Consider the following 25481-nt stretch of genomic DNA (forward strand, 5'->3'; position numbering starts at 1 on the left):
AGCTTAACTTACAACTACCTGATTGCTGCTAAACGTATAGTTTAGCAGCGCTCCTTTTGGTGACTGCTGCATAAGTGTTACTTTATTTAAACCATGTAGTCTAAAAATAAGTGGCGCAATAACCGACACGGCAGAGCCTGTAGCAGTATCTTCATTTACCCCAAATTGCGGCGCAAAATACCTAAAATACGCACTTGCGTTGTTTTTATTAATACTATGTATTTGCAATGCAATTACCGCATTGTTATGCACATTTACTAAATGTGTAAAATTAACCTGTAAATGCTTTAAATCAGCCATGTTTTTAAACAGTACAACGGTATAGCCATTTTTATAAGCTGTTGAGTAAGTTGCTTTTATAGAGTGCGAAAACACATCACTAAGGCTGTTAACCTCATCACTCTTTTTAGAATTAATAGCCGCTAGCTGAAGTTGTACCCGGCCTGTAGCTCGCTTGATTTTAAACCGTTCTTTATCGTTTGAAATAAAGTGTGAAGGGCAAAAACCAAAGTGTGCTAATAAACATTTTGCAGCAGCAAGGGTACCATGGCCGCAGCGCTTAATTTCTGATGTTTGGTTAAACCAGCGAATGTTACATACACGGTGAGAAATTTCATTTTCATTTAAAAAAACGCTAGCAGGGTGCTGCGAGTTTGATGCAATTTTTTGCATTACACGCGTACTTAACCCTTGCGTATAAATAACAATTAACGCACTTGAACCGGCTAAGTTATGCTGTGAACTAGAAAATACAGGAACTGAATAAAGGTGCTTTATATATCGCAACCTAGGCTGTTTTAGCCTACGTTGCGATAAAAGGGTGCGTTTAGCCTTTGCTTGCATACGCGTCGTTGTGAACGCCAGCTGCACGGCCTGAAGGATCAGCATTATTTTGAAATGATGCATCCCATGCAAGTGCTTCAGGGGTTGAACACGCAACCGACTTACCATGTGGTACACATTTAGCGGATGCATCACCTGGGAAGTGTGATTCAAAAATAGAGCGATAGTAATACGCTTCTTTAGAATCAGGCGTGTTAATAGGGTACTTAAACTTAGCGTTAGCAAGCTCTTGGTCGCTTACTTGCTCGTTTACAAACTCTTTTAACGTGTCTATCCAGCTGTAGCCAACACCGTCTGAGAATTGCTCTTTTTGACGCCACAGTACTTCTTCAGGCAGGTAGCCATCGAAGCCTTCGCGTAAAATGTGCTTTTCAATTTTGTCATCTTTACACATTTTTGCTTCAGGGTTGATACGCATAGCCACATCAACAAACTCTTTATCAAGAAACGGTACGCGCGCTTCTACGCCCCATGCAGCCATTGACTTATTGGCACGTAAACAGTCAAACATATGCAGCTTTGACACTTTACGGTTTAGCTCTTCATGAAACTCTTGTGCGTTTGGCGCTTTATGGAAGTATAAATAGCCACCAAATAGTTCATCAGCGCCTTCGCCCGATAATACCATTTTAATACCCATAGCTTTAATTTGGCGCGCCATTAAATACATTGGCGTTGAAGCACGGATGGTGGTTACATCGTACGTTTCAATGTGGTAAATAACCTCACGAAGCGCATCAATACCTTCTTGAATGGTAAAGTGAATAGGGTGATGTACTGTGCCAATCATATCCGCTACTTTTTGCGCAGCGGCTAAATCAGGTGAACCCTCAAGCCCAACAGAAAATGAATGCAGCTTAGGCCACCATGCGTCGCTTTCATCGTTATCTTCAATACGTTTAGCAGCAAAACGTTGCGTAATAGCCGAAATAACCGACGAGTCTAAACCGCCCGATAGCAATACGCCATACGGTACATCACACATTAGCTGGCGTTTTACAGCGCTTTCTAGCGCTTCTTTTACGTCTTGCGCTTGTGCACTGTTATCTTTTACTGCATCAAAGGTTTCCCAATCGCGCTTATAATAAGGCGTTAGTTCACCATTTTTGCTGTATAGGTAGTGCCCTGGTGGAAACTCTTCAATGTGCTTACAAATTGGCGAAAGCGCTTTAAGCTCTGAGGCAACATAAAAATTACCATGCTCATCGTGGCCAGTATAAAGCGGAATAATACCGATGTGATCGCGGCCAATTAAGTACGCATCGTTTTCTTCATCGTATAAACAAAATGCAAAAATACCATTTAAGTCATCTAAAAATTCAGGCCCTTTTTGTTTGTATAACGCTAAAATAACTTCACAGTCTGATTGAGTCTGAAATTCAAAATCTACCTCTAGCTCTGCTGCCAGCTCTTTGTGGTTATAAATTTCGCCGTTAACCGCTAAAATATTTGTTTTTTCAGGGTTATATAATGGTTGTGCGCCGCTTGAAACACCAACAATGGCTAAGCGTTCATGCACTAAAATCGCTTTTTCAGATGAATACACACCAGACCAATCTGGGCCACGGTGCCTTAGTAGTTTTGACATTTCAATTGCTTGGGTACGCAACTGAGTGGCGTTAGATTTAATATCTAATACACCAAAAATTGAACACATAGTAACTCCTCATTCCTATTATGTGTGCAGCAGGGCAACTTTGCTGTGCTGCGAAACCTTGTTTTATCAGAAATAATTACTCAAGTCACACTGCTTTTACAATTAATTAAGAATAATTTATGCACCAACTGAAAAGTGCGCGCACCAAAGTGGTGCGCTGCGCGCAGGTGTGGCTATATTTACAACACTTTTGGTGTGTAAAGTGGCGTTAGTAAGGCATTCAGTGCAGTGTTTGCAAAAAAGCACACTGCACAAATGCACCAAGTGTGTGCGAAAATTAAAGCAGAGCTTAAATTGCCTTATTATAATTTTTTGCGTTAGCGTGTTTTAATTTTATGCGCTTAATTAACCAATCTAAGCCTACCTATTGCAAGTTAAGTAGAGCGCCGCTTGTACTTTTATTAGCTCCTTGTAATAGGTTTATATCTCACCTTAGAGTTAACTGTATTTAAGCGCCAAGCTGAGCTGATGTAAGTGACCTTTAAGCTTTTGTTTTGCTAAGCTAGCCTGCTCATGGGTTACTTGCTTAAATTCAATTGAGTCACCGGATCTAAATTGCGCAAATTGATGTAAATCAGCCTCTATTACCGTGCCAAGTAATGGGTAGCCACCGGTTGTTTGTGCATCGTTAAGTAATACAATAGGCTCACCACTGGGCGGTAATTGAATAGAGCCTGGGCCTGTACCAAGAGAGGCAAGTGAGTGACTATGAGTTAGGGGACTTTCGTTTGTTAGCCTAAGGCCCATTCTGTTGCTGTTATGGCTTACTTTAAACGCCGTTGAAAAAAACTGTTTAAGTAGCGTATCACCTAATAGATGCGCATGTGGGCTTGCATATACCCTAATCACCTTTAGTTTAGGCGGAGTAATAGCGCCACGCTGTATAAAGCGCGTTATTGGCACGGGCGATGTTTTAATAGGAATCATGTCGCCCTCGCTAAGTGCTTTACCTGCTAAACCGCCAAAGAGCGCGTTTAAATCGGTTGATTTTGAGCCCATGATATCTTTAACATCAATGCCACCTTGTACGGCTACATAGGCACGCAAACCAGCGCGGCCAGTATCAAAGCTTAAAGTTTGTTTGGCTCTTACTTGGTAACTCCAGCCAGGGTACAAGGGTGTTTCATCAAGCGCAGCGTTTAAATCAGCACCTTGTAGGGCAATAACAGTATCGGTTTCAAACTGTAACTCGCAAAGGCCTAACGTAACTTCGAGCACAGCTTCATTATCTTTGTTACCCACTAATTTATTGGCAATTATTTGTGCGTAAGGGTCTAAACAACCCGCTTGGCTTACACCTAAATGACGATAACCGCAGCGCCCGCCATCTTGAATTGTAAGTTGTACACCAGGTTTAAGAACTTTTATCACTTTATGCTCCTTGCATTGTGTTTATTGAAACGAACGATAGCGTGTCGCCAGGTTTAAATAAGCAAGGATCTGAGTGTGTGCTATCAAAAAGGGGCGTGTTTGTGTGGCCAATTATATGCCAACCGCCAGGTGTTTCTGCTGGGTAAATGGCAGTTTGCTCTGCGCCTAAAGCAATGGCACCTTTAGGTACTTTAGTACGCGGCGTGTCTCTGCGTGGGATATGCAAGCGTGAATCTAACCCATGTAGGTAAGCAAACCCGGGCTGAAACCCTAAAAATAAAACGTGGTAAGTGGCTTGGCTATGTATTTGAATAATTTGCTGGGGTGTTAAATTAGTTTGTTTGGCAACAAAATCTAAATCTTCTCCATCATAAGTAGTGTGTATTTTATGGTGAGTGCCTTTAAATGTTGTTGCTTGTACTTTGTCCCATAAATCAGGCAACGCGTTTTGCCATTTTTTTAAATTACTTGCCGATTTTAAATAAAGCGTTAAAGAGTTCATGCCTGGGACTAAATCAATAAATTCGTTACTTTGCTTTAGCCGCTTAGTGAGTGCCCAAATTTTTTTTTGAGTGTCTAACACATTGTTTTGTTTATGCTGTGTGGCATCTAATAGCAAACTGTTATTTGTTAAAGTAAATACCTGTAAAAATGCAGTCATAATTTAATCTTTTTATACAACGTGCAACAAAGCTAACATAGTTTTGTCAATTTATTCAGTACCTAGCCATAAGAAAAATAAACGAAAAAGAAATGCAGACTCAAACTGTATTCAAATTTAGCACGTATTTATTTACTGAAATTAAAACAAGGGATGTTGGGTCTTAATTAAAACACGTAGGTATTAAGAGGTATTTATGACATTTTCTCGCTCAGTTTATTTATTAGGCGCCGCTATTACATTTAGCGCCGGCTGCTTTGCTTTATCAACCGAAAAAATAGAGCACAGCAACGTAGAGGCCACAATGCATATAAAAACCATTGTGTTAGGCTCTGGCTGTTTTTGGGGAGCCGAAAAGCGCTACGAAGCACTAGAAGGGGTTATTGATGCAGAGTCAGGCTATGCAGACGGGCACGGCTTTAAAGCAACCTATAAAAATATCACCGACCAATCTCGTCGGTTTGACGAAAACAACTACGCTGAAGTAGTGCAAGTGATGTACAACAGCAATATCATTTCTTCTAAAGCGCTATTACAAAATTACTTTGAAAGCCATGATCCTACACAATCGAATCGCCAAGGTAATGATATTGGCACGCAGTATCGATCAATTATTCTTACTACCACTAAAGAGCAAGCGCAGCTTGCAGAGCAAGTTAAAGCCGAGTATCAGCCGTTATTAAGTGAAGCCGGTTATGGGGCAATTAAAACAGTAATAAAACCGCTTGAGGGGTTTGTATCTGCTGAGGAGTACCATCAAAATTATTTACAAAAGAACCCAAATGGCTATTGCCCAGATCACGCCACGGGTGTGGTATTTAATAAAACTAAAAAAGCAGATGTAGACAATAGTGTTTTACTCACGGGCAAGCAGATTGTGGTACTTGATTCGCGCGAATACTGCCCTTACTGTGAAAAATTTAAAAAAACAGTCGCTAACAATTACAAAGGTTCAATCCCACTGACATTTCGTCACGCCGATGAGCTTAATGGCCTAACTATAAAATCGGCAACTTGGGCAACCCCCACCATTTTGTTTTTAGAAAATGGAAAAGAGGTGTACGCGCGTCAAGGCTATGCAAGCCCCGCTGAATTTTACAAAGCGCTTGGCGCCTTTAAGCTAGGCGATAGTGATGCCTACGAAGTCGCATTTAATGAGCGCACCGACAGACCTTACTGTAAAGAGTATAAAGAATTTAAAAACACTCCCGACGGCGTATTTGTTGATAAATTAAGTGGTGAGCCATTATTTGATACCCGCGATAGATTTAATTCGGGCACGGGGTGGCTGTCGTTTAAACATCCGGTTAAAAATAGTGTTACTAAGCATAAAGATACCAGCTGGGGGATGACTCGAATTGAGCTTAAATCAAAAAGCACAGGTATACATTTAGGGCATTTATTTAAAGGTGAGGGACCAAGAGGCACAGATAGATACTGTATTAATGCTACTGTGTTAGAGTTTATACCTCGTGACAAAAGCTAATTTATAAGAGCGATTAATTCGCTCTTTTATATTTAATAAATCTAAACTTTAATTAACTGTGATTATGTTATATAAATTAATAATCCAAACGATATAAACGGCATTTTACTATCAAATTGATTAACACGTTAGCACTTGTATCAGGGCTTATAACTATAAGCCCTGTATTAGCACAGCCAGCCGAAAAATATGTAATAGGGGTAGAGAATATAGAATACCTGCCTTATTACGATGGCAGTGGCACTAATAAGCGTGATTATTTTGGTTTTAGTAAAGAGTTACTGGAACTATTTGCAAAACAACAAAATATTAAATTTGAATTTTACACTTTGCCTATTCCGCGCCTTTATAAAGAGTTTATAGAGCATCACCATGTTGACTTTAAATACCCCGACAACCCTAATTGGCAAGTAAGTTATAAAAATCAGCATCAACAAGATATTAATTATTCTGTGCCTTCATTAGTTACACATACAGGGATAGCGAGCTTAAAAGACAATATTAAACTTGAAGATTGTAAATCACTTGCAAAAGTGCGTGGCTTTACATTGCAAGGGCTTGAAAAGTTAACCTCAATGCCAGGCTTGCAAGTACTCGAAAATGATAACGTTATTGAGATGATTTATTTGCTGCATAAAGAGCGAGTTGATTGTATATATATTTCACACGATGTACTTAAATACAATATAGAAGAATTTTTTGATACTCCCGTCCCTGTGTTTTTTCAGCATCAGTTGCCTGTTGATCACCAAGCGTTTATGTTATCGAGCATTAAACACCCACAGCTCGTTAAAAAGTTTAATGTATTTTTAAAAGACAATGAAAATACCATTGAAGAGCTTAAACAAAAACATAACTTTATAGTTGAATAATACTAAATTTAAGCGAATTGGCATAAAACGGTGGGGCAGGTAATCGTGTTTATAAAACAAAAACGGCCCATATAAGGTCACCACCTCACATGAACCGCTTTTCACACTGACAACATCTTACACACACAATATAAGATTTGGTTTGCTACATAGTAGCTAATTACGTTATTGCTGCGTACTGCTGGTGGAATAAAAAACAGTCCAAACCAAGTCACCACCTAACTTGAACTGCTTTTTCACACTGACAACATCTTACACACACAATATAAGATTTGGTTTGCTACAAAGTAGCTAATTTAGTTATTGCTGCGTGCTGCTGGTGGAATAAAAAACAGTTCAAACCAAGTCACCACCTGACTTGAACTGCCTTTTCACACTGACAACATCTTACACACACAATATAAGATTCTTTTCTTACCTTGTTAGAGCTATCACATCTAAAAAGGTTGCATTTATTTGGTGCAAAACAGTAAATAAAGTCTAATTAATAAAAACGTTTAGCTGTTTGCTTGCGATGGGTTAACTTTAGAATAATCGTAAAAGTCAGACAAACGATAAAAATAAAACCAATAAGTGAAAAAAATTAAGCTATAGACTTTAGTCTAACGTGTTGTGTTATTTTATTGATTTAAAAAGATAAATTTTTATAGGTTAGCTTGCGGGGCAAAAACGAATGATTAAATAAAAATATTTAATTAATAATAAATCACTAAACGGTGTTGTTAAGCTGCAAGAAAGTAAAAAAGAAGGAGCTTTACAGTTTACTGCGTGCAGCTTTAGCACTTGCTACGTGCTGCACACATTAAAATTGGCGTTATTAAACCAAAATGTAAATTGTATTTACTAAGGTAACACTAACCTTGAATGTTGCTAAATGTAGATACAACCCATTTAGCAAATAAATCTAGCGCGGGATTTGGCGAATTAGCTTCATGCTGTACTAAATAGTATTTATCTTTGGTGGTAAGGGGCTGTTGAAATAATTTATAAAGCCATTTTTCATCAAACCAGCTTTGGCTAATAGGCAGCGGTATAAGTGAAATGCCAATGCCCTGTTGCGCTGCACGAGCGACCCCAAACATACTATCAATTTGTATAATTTGCGTAGGCGAAAAGTCATCTATACCTGCTTTTTCAGCCCATTGGTGCCATGCCCACAGCCTTGCTTTGTGAAGGATTAATGGTACTTGGTTTAATGCTTGGCAGTGATCGTCTTTCCACTGTTTTAACAGTTTTTCGTTACACGCCGGTATATATTCAAGATTAAATAGCTCTGTAGTAAGGCCCTCAGTGGGTTTACTTGAGGATAAAACAATCGATAAATCACTGTGACGGGTTAGCTCTTTACGGGTTTTGAGCGTATCCATTTGTAAATTTATATTAGGGTGCTCAGATGTCCACTCACTTAATTTAGGCATAAGTAGTTCACTGGCAAAAAATTCAGGCAGCGTAATGGTTATATTAGTGTTTTGCTGCAATTGACTGAATTCGTTGATGGTGTTTTCAAGCGTATAGATAATAGGCGAAATGGCATCAAAAAAGTTTTTACCCGCAGCCGTTAAACTAATGGATCGGGTTTGGCGTTGAAAGAGTTCAATGCCCAGTTGTTCTTCAAGTTGTTTTATCTGATGGCTTACCGCAGAGGGCGTTAAGTACAGCTCTTTAGCTGCATGTTTAAAACTTAGGCTTTTTGCTGCAAAGCAAAAAGAGCGGAGGCCTCGAATAGGAGTTTGCATGTTTTCCAGAATTGTTTAATTAATTTAAGACGCCTTTAATAGGCAATAATCGAACCAATAATTTAATATAATAATATCAATAGTTTAATTTTAAATATAGCACTAGTTCACAAAAAAGGTGCAGACAATCCACAAATTAGTGCAAATAATCTAAGCGCTTACATTAAAAGCTATTTGTATTATAGATAATATTTACTACAACTGTATTAAAACTGAAAAAAAGTTTATGGCAGGCAAAAAAAATCCCTCTTGCGAGGGATTTTGGGTAACTCAGCGCCATTGGCACTGGGAATGAGGTCGGTACATGGTAAAGCGTTAAAAAACCATTTCTGGTACTTCACCGTCAACAAGTAATTTACCTGCTGTTTTACTAATTATTTCATCAACCGATACGCCCGGAGCGCGCTCGAGTAAATGAAATGCGCCGTCTTTAACTTCAAGTACGGCCAAATCTGTTACTATTTTTTTAACGCAATTAACGCCCGTTAGCGGTAATGTGCACGACTCTAATAATTTAGAATCACCATGCTTACTGGCATGGGTCATAGTAACAATAATATTCTTTGCCCCAGCGACTAAATCCATTGCGCCCCCCATGCCTTTTATCAGCTTTTTGGGGATCATCCACGAGGCAATGTTGCCGCTTTGGTCTACTTCAAATGCACCCAGAACGGTTAAGTCTACATGACCACCCCGTATCATGGCAAAACTATCTGCACTATTAAATATGGCTGCACCTGTGGCAGCTGTCACGGTTTCTTTACCCGCGTTTATCATATCTGCGTCTAGCTCGGCTTTTGTTGGGTAGGGACCCATACCTAAAAGCCCATTTTCTGACTGTAACATAACTTCAATACCATCAGGTACATAGTTTGCGACGAGTGTCGGAATTCCTATGCCCAAATTAACGTAAAAGCCGTCTTGTAGTTCCTGTGCAACGCGCATTGCAACTTGTTCACGTGATAATGCCATAACCTATGCTCCTGCTTAATCTCGTGTTGTTACACGTTCAATGCGTTTTTCAAAGTCGCCTTTAATAACGCGATTTACAAAAATGCCTGGGGTATGAATTTGGCTTGGCTCAAGTTCACCGGGCTCTACTATTTCTTCTACTTCGGCAACGGTAATCTTACCTGCTGTTGCGGCCATTGGGTTAAAGTTCATGGCAGTGTACCTAAATACTAAATTACCGTATCGGTCGGCTTTCCACGCTTTTACAATGGCAAACTCACCGGTGATCGACTCTTCTAAAATATAAGGGCGACCGTCAAATTCTTTTACATCTTTACCCTCTGCAACGGGCGTACCGTAACCTGTAGCGGTATAAAATGCAGGAATACCTGCACCGCCCGCACGCATTTTTTCAGCCAAGGTGCCTTGCGGGGTAAGCTCTACATCTATTTCACCGCTTAGTAATTGCTGCTCAAATAGGGCGTTTTCACCCACGTATGAGGCAATTACTTTTTTAATTTGTTTATCTTTAAGTAAAATTCCTAATCCAAAGTCATCTACACCACAGTTGTTAGAAACCACGGTTAGCTCTTTGGTGTTCATTGCCTTAATTTGTTTAATTAAGCCCTCAGGAATACCGCATAAGCCAAAGCCGCCAGCAATAACGGTATCGCCGTCTTTTAACCCTGCCATTGCAGCTTCGTAACTAGAAACCACTTTATCAAAACCGGCCATGAGACTCTCCTCATTGTGTTAACTGCCATTTGGCAAGTTAAGCTATTATTTTTGTGTGTTGCCTAATGCAATTGAAACTTTGCTTACAGGCGTTTTGCCAAGTGCTTGTGTAATTTTCCAACCAGCGCTACTTAACCTTTGTAAATCAATTCCATGCTCTATGCCAAGCCCATTGAGTAAGTAAACCACATCTTCGGTGGCAACATTTCCTGACGCCCCTTTGGCATAAGGGCAGCCGCCAAGGCCTGCAACAGCGGCATCAACCGTTGCTATACCTAAGCTTAACGCTGCGTAAATATTTGTGAGCGCTTGCCCGTAGGTATCATGAAAATGCACCGCCAGTTTTGATTTATCAATATGCTCAAGCAAAAGTGTTAAAAGCTGGGTAACTTTATTTGCAGTGCCAACACCTATGGTATCGCCAAGGCTTATTTCGTAGCAGCCTAAATCTAAAAGCTTCTGCGAAACGCTAAGTACTTTATGGGGGTCTATTTCTCCCTCATAAGGGCAACCGAGTACACAACTGACATAACCGCGTACACGTATGTTATTGGCTTTTGCAAATGCCATAACGTCGCTAAAACGCTCAATACTCTCATCAATACTGCAATTTATATTTTTTTGACAGAACGATTCGCTTGCCGCGGTAAATATGGCAAATTCTTTTATGCCAACGGCATGGGCCGCTTGGGCGCCTTTTAAGTTGGGTGTAAGCGCACTTAAATTTACATGGGGTAAATTAAGCGCTGTTATCACCTCGGCTGAATCGGCCATTTGTGGCACCCATTTAGGCGATACAAAAGCACCAGCTTCAATATTTTTTAAGCCCGCGTCACTAAGTGCATTTATTAATGAAATTTTATCAGATGCAGTGACTGATTTTTCGTTTTGTAGGCCATCACGCGCGCCTACTTCAACAATTTTAACTTCAGTTGGAAAAGCTGCCATCACGATGCCTCCTGCGCCGTGGTGTCTTCTACAATTGCTAATAAATCGCCGTGCGAAACTAATTCGCCTTCATCAAAGCAGTAGCTTTGTAAAATACCATCGTGAGGTGCATTAAGCGTGTATTCCATTTTCATGGCTTCAATAATCACTACGGCATCGCCTTTGGTAATGGTGCTGCCTACATCAACTAAATGCTTAACCACAGTGCCATTAAGTGGTGCCGCAAGGGGCAGGGCGTCGCTCTCATGGCTACTAATATAATGTTTAGTGTTTAAAGCAAGCTTAATTTGCAGCGCAGCAAACATCACGCTAATACTATTATCAAAGTGGCTAACATGGGCGGTAAATTTTTCCCCATTAATAAACACATTACATACGTTTTGGTTTACAGAGCCTGCTATATCGAACGACTTATCATTATGCGTTACAACATAACCCGTTTTAGTTTTAACGGCGCTTATAGCTAAGTCTGTAAATGGTACATCCACTTTCTGTGGTGCGTTAAGTGTAAAACCACTGAGTTGCTGCCACGGGCTTGCGCTTTGCTGAGTTGCTTTTTTAGCACCAAGCGATTCAAGGTAAGCAAAGGCTGCAATTAGTTGTGCTTTTTCAAGCGCGGCGCTATCAACACTTACCAATGCATCGCCTTGCTCGGCAATAAAGTGGGTGCTTGGCGCACCTTGAGCAAATGTAGGGTGGCTTGCTAAGTTGTGTAAAAAGCCAATATTAGTGCTAAAACCCGCTAAGTGAAATTGCTCAAGTGCTTGGCGTAAACGCGATAATGCTTGCTCTCGGTTATCATCATGTACTATAAGCTTTGCAATCATAGGGTCGTAATACGGGCTTATTTCATCGCCTTGTGCAATACCTGTATCTATTCGTACAAACTCACTGTTAAGCGGAGTATTTAACGATTCAATAGTGCCCGAGCAGGGAATGAAATCGTTACTTGGATCTTCTGCGTAAATACGCGCTTCAAAGCTGTGGCCTTGGAGTTGTATGTCTGATTGCGTTAACGGCAGTGTTTGCCCAGCGGCAATATTAATTTGCCAATTGACTAAATCTACGCCGGTTACCATTTCGGTTACAGGGTGCTCTACTTGTAGTCGCGTGTTCATTTCCATAAAGAAAAACTCATCGCCACACAGTAAAAACTCAACCGTACCTGCACCTCTGTAGTTTATTGCAAGGGCACAGCGTACTGCGGCTTCACCCATTTCTTTACGCAGTTCATCAGACAAACCCGGCGCTGGGGCTTCTTCAATTACTTTTTGATGACGACGCTGTAATGAGCAATCACGATCCCCTAAATAAACACAATTACCGTGGTTATCGGCAAAAACTTGTACTTCAACATGGCGAGGCTGGTTAACATAGCGCTCAAGCAGCACTAAGTCGTTACCAAAGCCCGCAATTGCTTCACGCTGTGCGCCCTCAAGTGCAGTTATAAAGTCTTTGGCTTGCTCAACAACGCGCATGCCTTTACCGCCGCCGCCAAAGGCCGCTTTAATGAGCACGGGGTAGCCAATTTTTTCAGCCTCAGATTGTAAAAAAGCAGGATCTTGGTTTTCACCGTAATAGCCTGGCACTAATGGTACATTTGCCGCGGCCATAATTTCTTTGGCGCGGGTTTTAGAGCCCATGGCTTCTATGCTGCTTGCAAGTGGGCCAATAAACGCAATGTTGTTAGCTTCACAGGCTTTAGCAAACTCACTGTTTTCAGATAAAAAACCGTACCCAGGGTGTATACAATCGGCGCCGCTTGTTTTTGCAACCTGTAAAATTTTATCTGTTACAAGGTATGAGTCTTTACTTGGTGCAGGGCCAATGTGGTAGGCCTCATCAGCCATTTTTACATGTTGTGCGTGTTTGTCGGCGTCAGAGTAAACAGCCACCGTTGTTAGGCCCATTTGTTTTGCACTTCGCATTATACGGCATGCAATTTCACCACGGTTGGCAATGAGTATCTTTTTTAATGTGTGTGTGTTCATAATTAGTCCTACAGTTGCCAAGCGGGAGGGCGTTTATTAAAAAAGGCGCTTAGTCCTTCTTGGCCTTCGTCCGATACCCGAATATTTGCAATACGTTCGGCCGTGAGTTCAATAAGATCATCATTAATAGGCTTATTTGCTACATCGTTAATTAATGATTTAGCGGCTTTTACAGCGACTGGGCCGTTATCGATTAATGTTTGCAGCATGTTATCAAGGGCACAGTCTAAATTACCGGTCACCTGATGAACCAAACCAAGTTGTTTTGCTGTGTGGGCATCAAACACCTCGGCAGTTAAAAAGTAGCGGCGCGCAGCACGCTCACCAATGGCTTTAATTACATACGGGCTAATTACCGCAGGAATAAGCCCTAGCTTTACTTCGCTTAAACAAAACTGCGCATCGTCTTTACTTAGGGCAATATCGCAACATGCAATTAAGCCCAGAGCGCCACCAAATGCAGCGCCTTGTACAGCACATATAGTAGGATGAGGAGAGGCGGCTAGTACCTGCATTAATTTAGCGAGCTGCATAGAGTCGGCAAGGTTATCGGCGTAGTTGTTATCAGCCATTGATTTCATCCAGGCTAAATCGGCACCGGCAGAAAAGTGCTTGCCTTCAGTTTTTAAAACCAAAGCGCGAATATCGAGTGTATTTGCATGCTCTATGCACTGAATTAGCTCGTGTATCACTTCACTATTAAATGCGTTACGTTTTTCAACTCGGCTTAAAACAAGTACAGCCACATTAGATTTTGTTATTTGTAGTGTTACTGACATTTTTGCGCTCCGGTTACATTCTAAATACGCCAAACTTAGAGTCTTGCTGTGGTGCATTTTTAGCTGCACTTAAGGCAAGGCCTAATACGTTACGGGTATCGGCAGGGTCAATAATGCCGTCGTCCCACAAGCGGGCGCTTGCGTAATACGGATGACCTTGCTCTTCGTACTGATCAATTATTGGCTTTTTAAAATCGCTAACTTCTTGCTCGCTCATGCTATGGCCTTTACGTGCTAAGCCATCTTGCTTAACTTGAGCCATTACACCGGCGGCTTGCTCGCCGCCCATTACCGAAATACGGGCATTGGGCCACATCCACATCATGGTAGGTTCAAATGCGCGGCCACACATACCATAGTTACCCGCGCCGTAAGAGCCACCAATTAGCACCGTAAATTTAGGTACATCGGCACACGAAACTGCCATCACCATTTTAGCGCCGTGCTTTGCTATGCCCTCCGCTTCGTATTTTTTACCTACCATAAAGCCGGTTATATTTTGCAAAAACACTAAAGGAATATTGCGCTGTGCACATAGTTGAATAAAGTGCGCGCCTTTTTGCGCCGACTCACTAAATAAAATGCCGTTATTAGCTACTATGCCTACAGGGTTACCGTAAATGCTGGCAAAACCTGTGACCAGCGTTTCACCAAAGTAGCGTTTAAATTCATCAAACGATGAATCATCAACCGTACGGGCAATAACTTCACGCACATCAAACGGCTTTTTAAGGTCGGTGCCTACAATGCCGTAAAGCTCGTTTATATCGTAACGTGGCGGTTTTACATCCTCTAAAAGAGGGGCTGTAGGGCGCGTGTAATTAATACGCTCAATACATTGGCGGGCAATAGACAGCGCATGCTCGTCATTTTCTGCAAAGTGGTCAGCCACACCCGATGTTTTACAATGTACATCGGCGCCGCCTAATTCTTCGGCGCTGACTACTTCACCGGTCGCTGCTTTTACAAGTGGCGGGCCTGCTAAAAATATAGTGCCTTGCTCTTTTACTATTATGCTTTCATCGGCCATAGCGGGTACGTATGCGCCGCCTGCGGTACATAACCCCATTACCACAGCAATTTGAGGAATACCTTTACCCGACATACGGGCTTGGTTATAAAAAATACGCCCAAAATGTAATTTATCAGGGAATACATCGTCTTGCTCGGGCAGGTTGGCACCGCCCGAATCAACCAAATAAATACACGGTAAGTGACAGCGCTCGGCTATATCTTGCGCGCGTAAATGCTTTTTAACGGTAAGCGGAAAGTACGTACCGCCTTTTACCGTGGCATCGTTTGCAATGATCATGCATTCAATGCCTTTAACACGGCCAATACCAGCAACTACACCCGCACAGGCAATTTCTTGTTCGTACACACCAAAGGCTGCAAATTGCGAAATTTCTAAAAACGGTGAGCCTTCATCTAATAAAGTGCTAATACGGTCGCGTACAAATAACTTACCTCGGCCTTCGTGGCGCTCTTTTAACGCAGCGCCGCCTAAGCTTATGGTGGCTACTTTACTATGTAAATCATCAACCAAAGCTGCCATGTTTTTGTGATTTTGCACAAAAGTAGGATCGTGAGGATTAACGCTCGATTTTAATATCGTCATAATTTAATCCTTAACGGCTTTCGGTAAAGAGTTCGCGGCCAATAAGCATGCGGCGTATTTCTGATGTACCAGCACCAATTTCGTATAGTTTGGCATCACGCAGTAAGCGCCCTGTGGCGTATTCGTTTATGTAGCCGTTACCCCCTAAAATTTGAATGGCATCGAGCGCCATTTTAGTGGCAAGCTCAGCTGCATATAAAATGGCGCCGGCGGCATCTTTACGGGTGGTTTCGCCGCGGTCACACGCTTTTGCAACGGTATAAACGTATGAGCGCGCTGCGTTCATTTGTGTATACATGTCGGCTACTTTGCCTTGAATTAACTGAAATTGGCCAATAGGGGTGTCGAACTGTTTACGTTCATGAATGTACGGTACAACAATATCCATACAGGCTTGCATTATGCCAAGGGGGCCTGCAGCAAGTACTACACGTTCGTAATCTAGGCCGCTCATTAGTACCTTAACGCCTTCGTTTAGGTTACCTAAAATGTTCTCTTCGGGTACTTCGCAGTTTTCAAACACCAGTTCACACGTGTTTGAGCCACGCATACCAAGCTTGTCTAGCTTTTGCGCGGTAGAAAAACCAGGGAAGTCTTTTTCAACAATAAATGCGCTAATGCCTTTAGCGCCGGCTTCTAAATCTGTTTTTGCATAAATAACAAATGTGTGTGCATCGGGGCCGTTGGTGATCCACATTTTATTGCCATTTAAAATGTACTTATCGCCTTTTTTTTCAGCTTTAAGTTTCATTGATACCACGTCAGAGCCTGCATTTGGTTCGCTCATGGCAAGGGCACCAATGTGTTCGCCGCTAATAAGCTTTGGTAAGTATTTTTCTTTTTGTGCTTGATTACCGTTACGGTTAATTTGATTTACACACAAGTTTGAATGCGCACCATAGCTTAATCCAATTGATGCACTCGCACGGCTAATTTCTTCCATGGCTATTACATGCTCTAAGTAACCTAAGCCTGCACCGCCAAAGTCTTCAGAAACGGTCATGCCTAGTACACCCATTTCGCCCATTTGCGGCCAAAGCTGATTAGGAAACGCGTTGTCCATATCGGTTTGTTCAGCCAGTGGTGCAATCTCTTGGCTTGCAAAGCTATTTACGTGGTCGCGGATCATATCGGCGGTTTCGCCAAGGCCAAAGTTCATCTCTTTATAAAGTGAAATAGTGCTCATGATTCATTCCTGTGTGTGTTGTCAGTGTGTTTTTATTATTAAAATAGGCTACTCGTCTATTTTATTGAGTGTGTCTCTGCAGCGGCGCTCCGCTGTCACTAGTTCCATAAGCACAACTTTTATGTCGTCCATTTGCTGAGAAAGGTCGGCTTTTTTCTCTGCTATTAAATCGAGCATAGTCACCAGCTGTTTAGCGCTAGATTTATCAGCGTCGTACAGTTCAAACAAACGGCCTGTTTCAGCCAATGTAAAGCCTAAGCGTTTGCCACGCAGTATTAGTTTTAAGCGAACTTTGTCGCGTTTTGAATAAATACGGGTTTGGCCATTGCGCTCTGGGCTTACTAAACCTTGGTCTTCGTAAAAACGAATAGAGCGGGTGGTAATATCAAACTCTTTAGCTAAATCGCTAATACTAAAGGTTTGATCGTTACTGCTTGGCGCTTTTGCAGAACTTGCAAAGTTTGTTTGGTTATTTGGTTTCATAGTTGTGTTTACCTCATTCGAATAACTCCAATATAAGTGAAGTTTACGTAAAGGTAAAGCTTGGTGTGGTATGAAACTATTTATAAAGGAGTGTTGATGTGAAATGTTAAATTATATTATTAATATTCAATAGTTTATTTTTATTAATTGTTCACTTCGCCGTTACTGGAAAATAATGCTTACACTTTTAAAACTAAAAATTAAACGCTTTTTAGTTGACGTTAGCGTAAACGTTAGTATTGTGTAAGGGTGTTAAACAATAAATGAATACTAAATTAATAGAGCAAATATTCTAACAACTATTTGCATATAAATACAACGGAGTTAATTATGACTTTAGAATCAGTGGTAATTGTAGCAGCAAAGCGTACGCCAATGGGCGGGTTTATGGGCGCATTGACCGATGCACAATCTACCGAGCTTGGCGCAACCGCCATTGCAAGTGCGCTTGCACAAACTGGTTTAGCAAATGATGCAATAGATGAAGTAATTATGGGCTGTGTATTGCCGGCGGGCCTTGGCCAAGCGCCAGCACGCCAAGCAATGTTAAAAGCAGGCCTTGCTCTGGGCACGGGTGCTACCACCATTAATAAAGTATGTGGCTCTGGTTTAAAAGCCGCCATGCTCGCTAACGACTTAATTAAAGCGGGCTCAATTAGCAGTGCAATTGCTGGTGGCATGGAAAGCATGAGTAACGCACCGTATTTTATACCTAAAGCACGTGGCGGTATGCGTATGGGCCACGGCGAAATTAAAGATCATATGATGAGCGATGGCCTAGAAGATGCTTACGATAACAAAGCAATGGGCTGTTTTGCACAAGATACTGCCGATGAGTACGGCATTGGCCGTGAGCAAATGGATGAGTTTGCACTTAGCTCTTTAAGTAAAGCTAATGCGGCAATTGAAAACGGCAGCTTTGAAAACGAAATTGCGCCGCACACCATAAAAACTCGCAAAGGCGATGTAACCGTATCGGTTGATGAGCAACCCGGTAATGCCCGCCCAGAAAAAATACCAAGCCTGCGTGCTGCCTTTAAAAAAGACGGCACCATCACTGCGGCTAATTCATCGTCAATTTCTGATGGTGGCGCAGCGCTTATATTAATGAGCGAATCAAAAGCTAAAGAGCAAGGCTTAACACCGCTTTGTAAAATTGTAGCGCACAGCACGCACTCTCAAAAACCAAGCGAATTTACTGTAGCACCTGTGGGCGCTATGAACAGTGTGCTTGAAAAAGCAGGCTGGACAACTGCTGATGTTGACCTGTGGGAAATTAACGAAGCCTTTGCCATGGTTACCATGCTTGCTATTAACGAATTAACACTTGATGAGAGCAAAGTAAACGTAAACGGTGGGGCGTGTGCACTTGGCCACCCAATTGGTGCCAGCGGCGCGAGAATTTTAGTCACGCTTATTCACGCACTTAAAAACCGTGGCCTTAAAAAAGGAATTGCGTCTTTATGTATTGGTGGCGGCGAAGCTGTAGCAATGGCTGTAGAGGCTTACTAACAAAAAAGTTAATTAACTAACAGCAACTAAAATGCACCGTACTCATACTAATAACAAAACGGTGCCATTTTTTAAAAGAACACACTAACAACAGGATTTACCTATGCACCAAGTTCCACTACTTATAAATGGCGAATTTGTTCAGTCGGCTTCAAACGAGCTTATTGATGTAATTAACCCAGCAAACCAAGAAGTACTTGCGCAAGTTCCATGTACTACCGACTCAGAAATGGATGCAGCTATTGCCTCGGCCTCAGAAACATTTAAAACATGGAAAGATGTGCCCATTACCGAGCGTGCCCGCATTATGATGAAATACGCGGCGCTGTTAAAAGAGCACCACGATGAGCTTGCGACCATTATTTGCCACGAACTAGGTAAAACGTTTGAAGATGCAAAAGGCGATGTATGGCGCGGTATTGAAGTAGTAGAACAAGCAGCTAACGCACCATCACTAATGATGGGCGAAACAATGGAAAATGTTGCCCGTAAAATCGATACCTATTCTTACATGCAGCCCCTTGGCGTATGTGCAGGCATTACGCCGTTTAACTTTCCGGCGATGATCCCACTTTGGATGTTTCCGCTAGCTATTGTATGTGGTAACACCTTTATTTTAAAACCCTCTGAGCAAGACCCACTCACACCAATGCGTTTAGCTGAGCTATTTATTGAAGCCGGCGCACCAAAAGGCGTATTACAAGTGGTTCATGGTACAAAACCGCAAGTAGACCGCTTATTAGAAGACAAAGCCGTACGTGCAATTTCGTTTGTGGGCTCGTGTGGTGTAGGTGCATACATTTATTCTAAAGGCACACAAAACCTTAAGCGCGTACAAGCGTGTGTGGGTGCTAAAAATCACATGGTTATTATGCCAGATGCGAGTAAATCACACGTGGTAAATAACCTAGTTGGCGCATCGGTTGGTGCAGCAGGCCAGCGTTGTATGGGTATTTCGGTGGCTGTGTTTGTAGGGCAAGCAAGTGAGTGGGTAGATGAAATAAAAGCTGGCTTTGAAAACGTACGCCCAGGCGTGTGGGATGACAAAAACGCAGCCTACGGCCCACAAACATCAAAACCAGCAAAAGAGCGTATTTTATCGCTTATAGCAAGCGGTAAGGAGCAAGGCGCCACCTGTTTAATTGATGGTTCAAACTACACAGTAGAGGGCTTTGAACAAGGTAACTGGGTTGGCCCAACATTATTTACCGACGTTACAAAAGAAATGGACTTATACAAAGAAGAAATCTTTGGCCCTGTGCTTGCCTGTATGTTTGTAGATACGCTTGATGAGGCAATTGCCCTTATTAACGAAAGCCCGTACGGCAACGGTACCTCGTTATTTACCTCAAGTGGCGCTGCGGCTCGTAAATTTCAAAATGAAATTGAAGTAGGCCAAGTGGGTATTAATGTGCCTATTCCGGTGCCGCTGCCGTTTTTCTCGTTTACGGGCTGGAAAGGCTCGTTTTACGGCGATACACACACTTATGGTAAGCAAGGTATACGTTTTTACACAGAAACTAAAACCATTACCTCACGTTGGTTTGAAGACGACATCGCTTCAGGTCCAAACATGAGCATTAATTTAAAATAAACACACTCAAAAATAATAATAAAGAAGGGCGCAAAGGCTAAACCCGCTGACAAGCAACTAGAACACACACATCAGCCTTTGCCGCTCTTCACTCATTTACCCTAATGGGACACACTAACAACACAATTAAAGAGGTCTACCATGGACTTTAACTTATCAGAAGATCAACAAGCCTTTGCAGAAACTGCACGCCAATTTGCAGAATCAGAACTTGCTCCACATGCAGCAAAGTGGGATCGCGAGCATATTTTTCCTAAAGATACGATTAAAGCGGCGGGCGAGCTTGGCTTTTGCGGTTTATACACGCCAGAGGAAGCCGGCGGCCTTGGTTTATCACGTTTAGATTCAAGCATTATATTTGAGCAGCTTGCGATGGGCTGTACAGCTACAACGGCCATGCTAACTATTCATAATATGGCTACGTGGATGGTAGCTAGTTTTGGTACAGATGCAGTTAAAGACACATACGTAGAACAATTAGTAATGGGCGAGCTACTTGCCTCTTATTGTTTAACTGAGCCTGGCTCAGGCTCAGATGCGGCATCACTAAAAACAAAAGCCGTACTTGAGGGTGATGAGTACGTTATTAACGGCTCAAAAATGTTTATATCGGGTGCGGGCGAAACCGAAGTATTAGTAGTAATGGCACGTACCGGTGGCGAAGGCGCTGCGGGTATTTCGGCATTTGTAGTCCCTGCCGACGCACAAGGCGTTGAGTACGGTAAAGCAGAAGAAAAAATGGGTTGGAACGCACAACCAACACGCTTAATTAGTTTTGAAGATGTGCGTATTCCGGCGCATAACTTATTAGGTAAAGAGGGCGAAGGCTTTAAATTTGCCATGCAAGGCCTAGATGGCGGGCGTATTAATATTGCCACGTGCTCAATTGGTACAGCACAAGCTGCGCTAAACACGGCAAAAGAGTACTTAAAAGAGCGTACTCAATTTGGTAAGCCTTTGGCTGCTTTTCAGGCGTTGCAATTTAAAATTGCAGATATGAACACTGAGCTTGTAGCTGCACGCCAAATGGTAAGGCTTGCGGCATTTAAACTTGATACCGGCGATAGTGAAAAAACCACCTATTGCGCCATGGCTAAACGCTTTGCCACCGACGTTGGCTTTACTGTGTGTAACGAGGCACTGCAAGTACATGGTGGTTACGGTTACATAAAAGAATACCCGCTTGAGCGCCATGTACGTGATGTACGCGTTCATCAAATTTTAGAAGGTACTAACGAAATTATGCGTGTAATTATAGCGCGCCGTATTTTAGCCGAGTCTGCAAGCGACGTTTTATAAGGAGCAAGTTATGTCACAATCTAACCCGAGTATTGAACTGACTACCGAAGGCCATGTTGCTATTTTAACTATGTCTAACCCACCAGCTAATACCTGGACAAAAGACACCTTAATAGATTTAAAAAACAAAGTTAACGAGCTTAATAACAATAAAAATATTTATGCCTTAGTGCTTACTGGCGAAGGCGAGAAGTTTTTTAGCGCCGGGGCCGATTTAAACGTATTTGCTAGTGGCGATAAAGGCGTTGCCGCTGATATGTCGCGTGTATTTGGTGAAGCCTTTGAAGCACTGACTAATTTTACAGGGGTGTCGGTTGCGGCCATCAACGGTTATGCCATGGGCGGCGGGCTAGAAGTAGCGCTTGCGTGTGATATACGCATAGCAGAAGAGCAAGCACAAATGGCGCTACCTGAAGCAAAAGTGGGTTTGTTACCGTGCGCGGGTGGCACGCAAAATTTAGCATGGCTTGTAGGTGAAGGCTGGGCAAAACGCATGATTTTATGTGGCGAGCGCTTAAAAGCCGATAAAGCCCTGCAAATTGGCTTAGTAGAGGAAGTAGTCCCACAAGGGGAAAGCTTTGCAGCGGCGTTAAAACTTGCCAACCAAGTAAGCGAACAAAGCCCAAGCTCGGTAGCTGCATGTAAAACACTAATTCAAAAAGGGCGACATCAACCTATGGCAAGTGTATTACCACTTGAGCGTGAATTGTTTGTAGGGCTGTTTGATACACAAGATCAACAAGAGGGCGTTAATGCCTTTTTAGAAAAACGCCGCGCTAATTGGGTAAATGGCTAATGAGTAATTTAACGTTATTAAATAATGCCGATGACCCCGTGCTATTTGAAACGGCAAGTGCAGCAAACGGCAGCTTAATTGGGGTTATTACACTCAACGTACCTAAAGCATTAAACGCCCTTAATTTTGACATGATCAAATTACTTGAGCCGCAGCTGCGCGCTTGGCAAAGCGATGATGCAATTGCAATGGTATTGTTAAAAGGCGCAGGGGATAAAGCATTTTGCGCCGGTGGCGATGTAGTGAGTCTTCATCATGCAATGGCGCAAGGTAAACCAACAAGCTTAGTGGAAGACTTTTTTACCCTAGAGTACCGGCTTGACTACCTTATTCATTGCTACGAAAAACCACTTTTAGTATGGGGTAATGGCATTGTTATGGGCGGTGGTTTAGGCCTAATGGCCGGTGCTAGCCACCGCGTAGTAACCGAAACATCGCGCATTGCTATGCCAGAGCAAACCATAGGCTTATACCCAGATGTAGGCGGTAGTTACTTTTTGCATAAAATGCCACAAGGTGTGGGGCTATTTTTAGGGTTAACATCGGCCTCTATTAATTGTGAAGATGCACGCTTTGTATCGCTTGCCGATCACTTTATCGACAGCACTATATATGATGCCATGCTAGCGCAAATTTTAGCGGCTAAGTGGGGCAAAACCGCAAGTTTAAATCATGAGCGTTTGACTAAATTATTAACCGATTTAGATAACCAATCTGAACGTATGCCCAAAGGCAATATTAAAGCTAACTTAGCAACCATTCAAAAATTAGCTGAATTTAATACGCTACAAGAACAAGTTGATTATATTTTAGGCCTAGCTACTGACGATAAATGGCTGCAACGCGCCCAAAAATCACTTAAGCATGGTTGCCCACTAAGTTGCGCGCTAGTAAGTGAGCAGCTAAAAGCCAGTAAAGGCAAAAGCTTACTAGCGTGTTTTAAAATGGAGCTGGGTATGTCGGTACGCGCTGGCGAAGTAGGTGAATTTCAAGAAGGCGTAAGAGCACTATTAATAGATAAAGACGGCGCGCCTAATTGGAAATACAAAACACTGAATGATGTACCACAAGCCATAATAGAGAGCTTTTTTGCTAACCGTTTTGGCGAAAATCACCCACTCAATGGCTTAGACACCCCAACACACACATAAAGGAAAGACGATGACTAAACTCAATATTGGTTTTATCGGCTTAGGTAATATGGGCGGCCCAATGGCGGCTAACTTAATTAAAGCCGGCCATAATGTTACAGCATTTGATTTAAACCAGTCGGTCTTAAATGAACTTGCAAGTAAAGGCGCACACGCAGCTGATAATGCAAATGCATGTGCAACCAATGCCGATATACTTATTAGTATGTTACCTGCGGGCAAACATGTTAAATCACTTTATTTAGGCAATAACGACGATAGCGGCTTAATTAATGTGCTTAGCAACAACACCTTAGTGATAGATTGCTCAACAATAGATGCAGAGTCGGCCCGTGTGGTTGGCAGCGCACTTGGCGAGCAGGGTATTAGCTTTGTAGATGCACCGGTATCGGGCGGTGTTGCTGGAGCAACCGCAGGCACGCTTACGTTTATTGTTGGTGGTAGTAAAGCCGCGTTTAATACCGCACAACCTGTGCTTAATGATATGGGTAAAAACATATTCCATGCAGGCGATATTGGCGCAGGACAAGTTGCAAAAATATGTAACAACATGCTGTTAAGTATTTTAATGGCAGGTACGAGCGAAGCCCTGCAAATGGGTATTAATAATGGGCTAGATGCAAAAGTACTTAGCGACATTATGACTGCAAGCTCTGGCCGTAACTGGACCCTTGAACTTTACAACCCATGCCCAGGCGTAATGGATACAGCCCCTGCAAGTAACGATTACAAACCGGGCTTTATGGTCGATTTAATGGCTAAAGATTTAGGGCTTGCTATGGAAGCCGCGCAGCAAAGTAATTCTGCAACCCCAATGGGTTCAATGGCTAAAAATTTATACACTATGCTACAGCACCAAGGTGCTGGCAGTGATGATTTTAGCGCCATTTTTAAACTGTTTTCTAAGTAGGAGCAAGGCGTGGAAATTAAAAATAACACGGTAGTAATAACCGGTGGCGCACAAGGCTTAGGCTTTGCAATGGCGCAAAAATTTGCCCTTATGGGCGCTAACATCGCACTTATAGATATGGCGCAAGAGTTATTAAACACAGCGTGCGAGAAACTAACACAGCTGGAAGGTGTATCTGGCACTATTAAAGGCTACGCCGCAAACGTAACTGTTGAGAGCGAAGTAGAAAACGTATTTAATACCATTAAAAGCGATTTTGGCCACATTGGCGTGCTTATAAACAACGCCGGTATTTTACGCGACGGCATGTTTATAAAAGCTAAAGACGGCAAAGTGGTTAAAAAAATGTCACTTGAGCAATTTCAATCAGTGATTGATGTAAACCTGACAGGCGTATTTTTAGCAGGGCGCGAAGCTGCAAGCCACATGATTGAATCAGGCATAGGCGGCGTAATAGTGAATATGTCGAGCGTAGCGCGCGCGGGTAATATTGGGCAAACAAACTACGCAGCTTCAAAAGCAGGCGTAGTGGCACTTACCACCACATGGGCTAAAGAGCTTGGCCGCTTTGGTATACGCGTAGGCGCTATTGCACCAGGTGTAATAAGTACCGCCATGACCGACGCCATGAAACCTGAAGCCAAACAGCGCATGCTTGCAGTAACACCCGTAGGGCGTTTAGGCGAAAGCAACGAAATTGCCCATACCGCACAGTACATAATCGAAAACGACTTTTTCACCGGTCGCGTGGTTGAAATAGACGGCGGCATTCGTTTGTAAATTAAGTTTTTTACGCTTGAATTTAAAAAGCATGGCGCTTGTGGGCTGTGCTTTTTTGTTTTAAATCGGGGAGATTGATAATCTTGAAAAAGGGCTCATAACCCCGTTGGCACTTTGTTGTA

The 25481-nt window shown here is 42.4% G+C and carries 22 protein-coding genes; 9 read left to right on the forward strand and 13 right to left on the reverse strand.

What is annotated here, in order from left to right; translation table 11 throughout:
* Positions 1–3: 3 nt before the first annotated feature.
* From PAT01_RS01005 to pxpB, 4 genes are all read right to left on the reverse strand, one after another.
* Positions 4–843 carry a PhzF family phenazine biosynthesis protein gene (locus PAT01_RS01005; protein ID WP_138578093.1) on the reverse strand — a complete coding sequence of 280 codons (840 nt, stop codon included), beginning with the start codon at positions 841–843 and terminating at the stop codon, positions 4–6.
* Positions 827–2500 carry an asparagine synthase B gene (asnB, locus tag PAT01_RS01010; protein ID WP_064385433.1) on the reverse strand — a complete coding sequence of 558 codons (1674 nt, stop codon included), beginning with the start codon at positions 2498–2500 and terminating at the stop codon, positions 827–829. Before asnB ends, PAT01_RS01005 begins: the two co-directional genes overlap by 17 nt.
* Before the next feature lie 438 nt (positions 2501–2938).
* Positions 2939–3871, reverse strand: coding sequence for a 5-oxoprolinase subunit C family protein (locus PAT01_RS01015; protein ID WP_138578091.1), 933 nt, complete (start codon positions 3869–3871; stop codon positions 2939–2941).
* 1 nt (position 3872) lies between these two features.
* On the reverse strand, positions 3873–4532 hold the full coding sequence (gene pxpB / locus PAT01_RS01020; RefSeq protein ID WP_096041793.1) for a 5-oxoprolinase subunit PxpB: 660 nt from the start codon (positions 4530–4532) through the stop codon (positions 3873–3875).
* A 196-nt stretch (positions 4533–4728) separates the two neighbouring features.
* Between pxpB and msrA the strand changes: the two genes are divergently transcribed.
* Positions 4729–6018: a peptide-methionine (S)-S-oxide reductase MsrA gene (msrA, locus tag PAT01_RS01025; protein WP_055253499.1), complete on the forward strand. Its 1290-nt coding sequence runs from the start codon at positions 4729–4731 to the stop codon at positions 6016–6018.
* Positions 6019–6134: 116 nt separating this feature from the next.
* Positions 6135–6890 (forward strand): substrate-binding periplasmic protein, encoded by a 756-nt coding sequence (locus PAT01_RS01030; protein ID WP_138578089.1) that lies wholly within the window; start codon positions 6135–6137, stop codon positions 6888–6890.
* A gap of 854 nt (positions 6891–7744) precedes the next feature.
* Here the strand turns inward: PAT01_RS01030 and PAT01_RS01035 are convergent.
* The 9 genes from PAT01_RS01035 to PAT01_RS01075 form a co-directional block, all read right to left on the reverse strand.
* Positions 7745–8626, reverse strand: coding sequence for a LysR family transcriptional regulator (locus tag PAT01_RS01035; RefSeq protein WP_154944416.1), 882 nt, complete (start codon positions 8624–8626; stop codon positions 7745–7747).
* Positions 8627–8941: 315 nt separating this feature from the next.
* A complete protein-coding gene (locus PAT01_RS01040; protein ID WP_004587894.1) occupies positions 8942–9598 on the reverse strand; it encodes a 3-oxoacid CoA-transferase subunit B in 657 nt (218 codons plus the stop codon).
* 15 nt (positions 9599–9613) lie between these two features.
* Complete coding sequence (locus PAT01_RS01045; RefSeq protein ID WP_138576258.1) at positions 9614–10312, reverse strand: CoA transferase subunit A; 699 nt, start codon at positions 10310–10312, stop codon at positions 9614–9616.
* Positions 10313–10357: 45 nt separating this feature from the next.
* On the reverse strand, positions 10358–11260 hold the full coding sequence (locus tag PAT01_RS01050) for a hydroxymethylglutaryl-CoA lyase (protein WP_138576260.1): 903 nt from the start codon (positions 11258–11260) through the stop codon (positions 10358–10360).
* Positions 11260–13251, reverse strand: coding sequence for an acetyl/propionyl/methylcrotonyl-CoA carboxylase subunit alpha (locus tag PAT01_RS01055; protein ID WP_154944418.1), 1992 nt, complete (start codon positions 13249–13251; stop codon positions 11260–11262). The genes PAT01_RS01050 and PAT01_RS01055 overlap by 1 nt, the downstream gene beginning before the upstream one ends.
* An 8-nt stretch (positions 13252–13259) precedes the next feature.
* On the reverse strand, positions 13260–14030 hold the full coding sequence (locus tag PAT01_RS01060; RefSeq protein WP_138576264.1) for an enoyl-CoA hydratase/isomerase family protein: 771 nt from the start codon (positions 14028–14030) through the stop codon (positions 13260–13262).
* A 13-nt stretch (positions 14031–14043) separates the two neighbouring features.
* Positions 14044–15648: a carboxyl transferase domain-containing protein gene (locus tag PAT01_RS01065; protein WP_154944419.1), complete on the reverse strand. Its 1605-nt coding sequence runs from the start codon at positions 15646–15648 to the stop codon at positions 14044–14046.
* Positions 15649–15658: 10 nt separating this feature from the next.
* Positions 15659–16834, reverse strand: coding sequence for an isovaleryl-CoA dehydrogenase (locus tag PAT01_RS01070; RefSeq protein ID WP_138576266.1), 1176 nt, complete (start codon positions 16832–16834; stop codon positions 15659–15661).
* 48 nt (positions 16835–16882) lie between these two features.
* Positions 16883–17317: a MerR family transcriptional regulator gene (locus PAT01_RS01075; protein ID WP_154944420.1), complete on the reverse strand. Its 435-nt coding sequence runs from the start codon at positions 17315–17317 to the stop codon at positions 16883–16885.
* A gap of 330 nt (positions 17318–17647) precedes the next feature.
* Here PAT01_RS01075 and PAT01_RS01080 point away from each other — a divergent pair, with 330 nt between their 5' ends.
* The 7 genes from PAT01_RS01080 to PAT01_RS01110 all read left to right on the forward strand — a co-directional run bounded on the left by PAT01_RS01080 (position 17648) and on the right by PAT01_RS01110 (position 25359).
* Complete coding sequence (locus tag PAT01_RS01080; protein ID WP_138576270.1) at positions 17648–18829, forward strand: thiolase family protein; 1182 nt, start codon at positions 17648–17650, stop codon at positions 18827–18829.
* Positions 18830–18932: 103 nt separating this feature from the next.
* Entirely contained in the window at positions 18933–20423 is a 1491-nt protein-coding gene (locus PAT01_RS01085; RefSeq protein ID WP_154944421.1) for a CoA-acylating methylmalonate-semialdehyde dehydrogenase, read from the forward strand.
* Positions 20424–20564: 141 nt separating this feature from the next.
* The gene (locus tag PAT01_RS01090; protein ID WP_138576274.1) at positions 20565–21722 is read left to right on the forward strand and encodes an acyl-CoA dehydrogenase family protein; all 1158 of its coding nucleotides are present in this window, start codon (positions 20565–20567) and stop codon (positions 21720–21722) included.
* 10 nt (positions 21723–21732) lie between these two features.
* Positions 21733–22518: an enoyl-CoA hydratase gene (locus PAT01_RS01095; protein WP_055253520.1), complete on the forward strand. Its 786-nt coding sequence runs from the start codon at positions 21733–21735 to the stop codon at positions 22516–22518.
* Positions 22518–23669: an enoyl-CoA hydratase/isomerase family protein gene (locus PAT01_RS01100; RefSeq protein WP_138576276.1), complete on the forward strand. Its 1152-nt coding sequence runs from the start codon at positions 22518–22520 to the stop codon at positions 23667–23669. Before PAT01_RS01095 ends, PAT01_RS01100 begins: the two co-directional genes overlap by 1 nt.
* A 10-nt stretch (positions 23670–23679) precedes the next feature.
* A complete protein-coding gene (gene mmsB, locus PAT01_RS01105) occupies positions 23680–24579 on the forward strand; it encodes a 3-hydroxyisobutyrate dehydrogenase (RefSeq protein WP_138576278.1) in 900 nt (299 codons plus the stop codon).
* A gap of 9 nt (positions 24580–24588) precedes the next feature.
* A complete protein-coding gene (locus tag PAT01_RS01110) occupies positions 24589–25359 on the forward strand; it encodes an SDR family oxidoreductase (RefSeq protein ID WP_138576280.1) in 771 nt (256 codons plus the stop codon).
* Positions 25360–25481: the final 122 nt, after the last annotated feature.

This window comes from Pseudoalteromonas atlantica (assembly GCA_007988745.1).
Lineage (GTDB): Bacteria > Pseudomonadota > Gammaproteobacteria > Enterobacterales > Alteromonadaceae > Pseudoalteromonas > Pseudoalteromonas atlantica.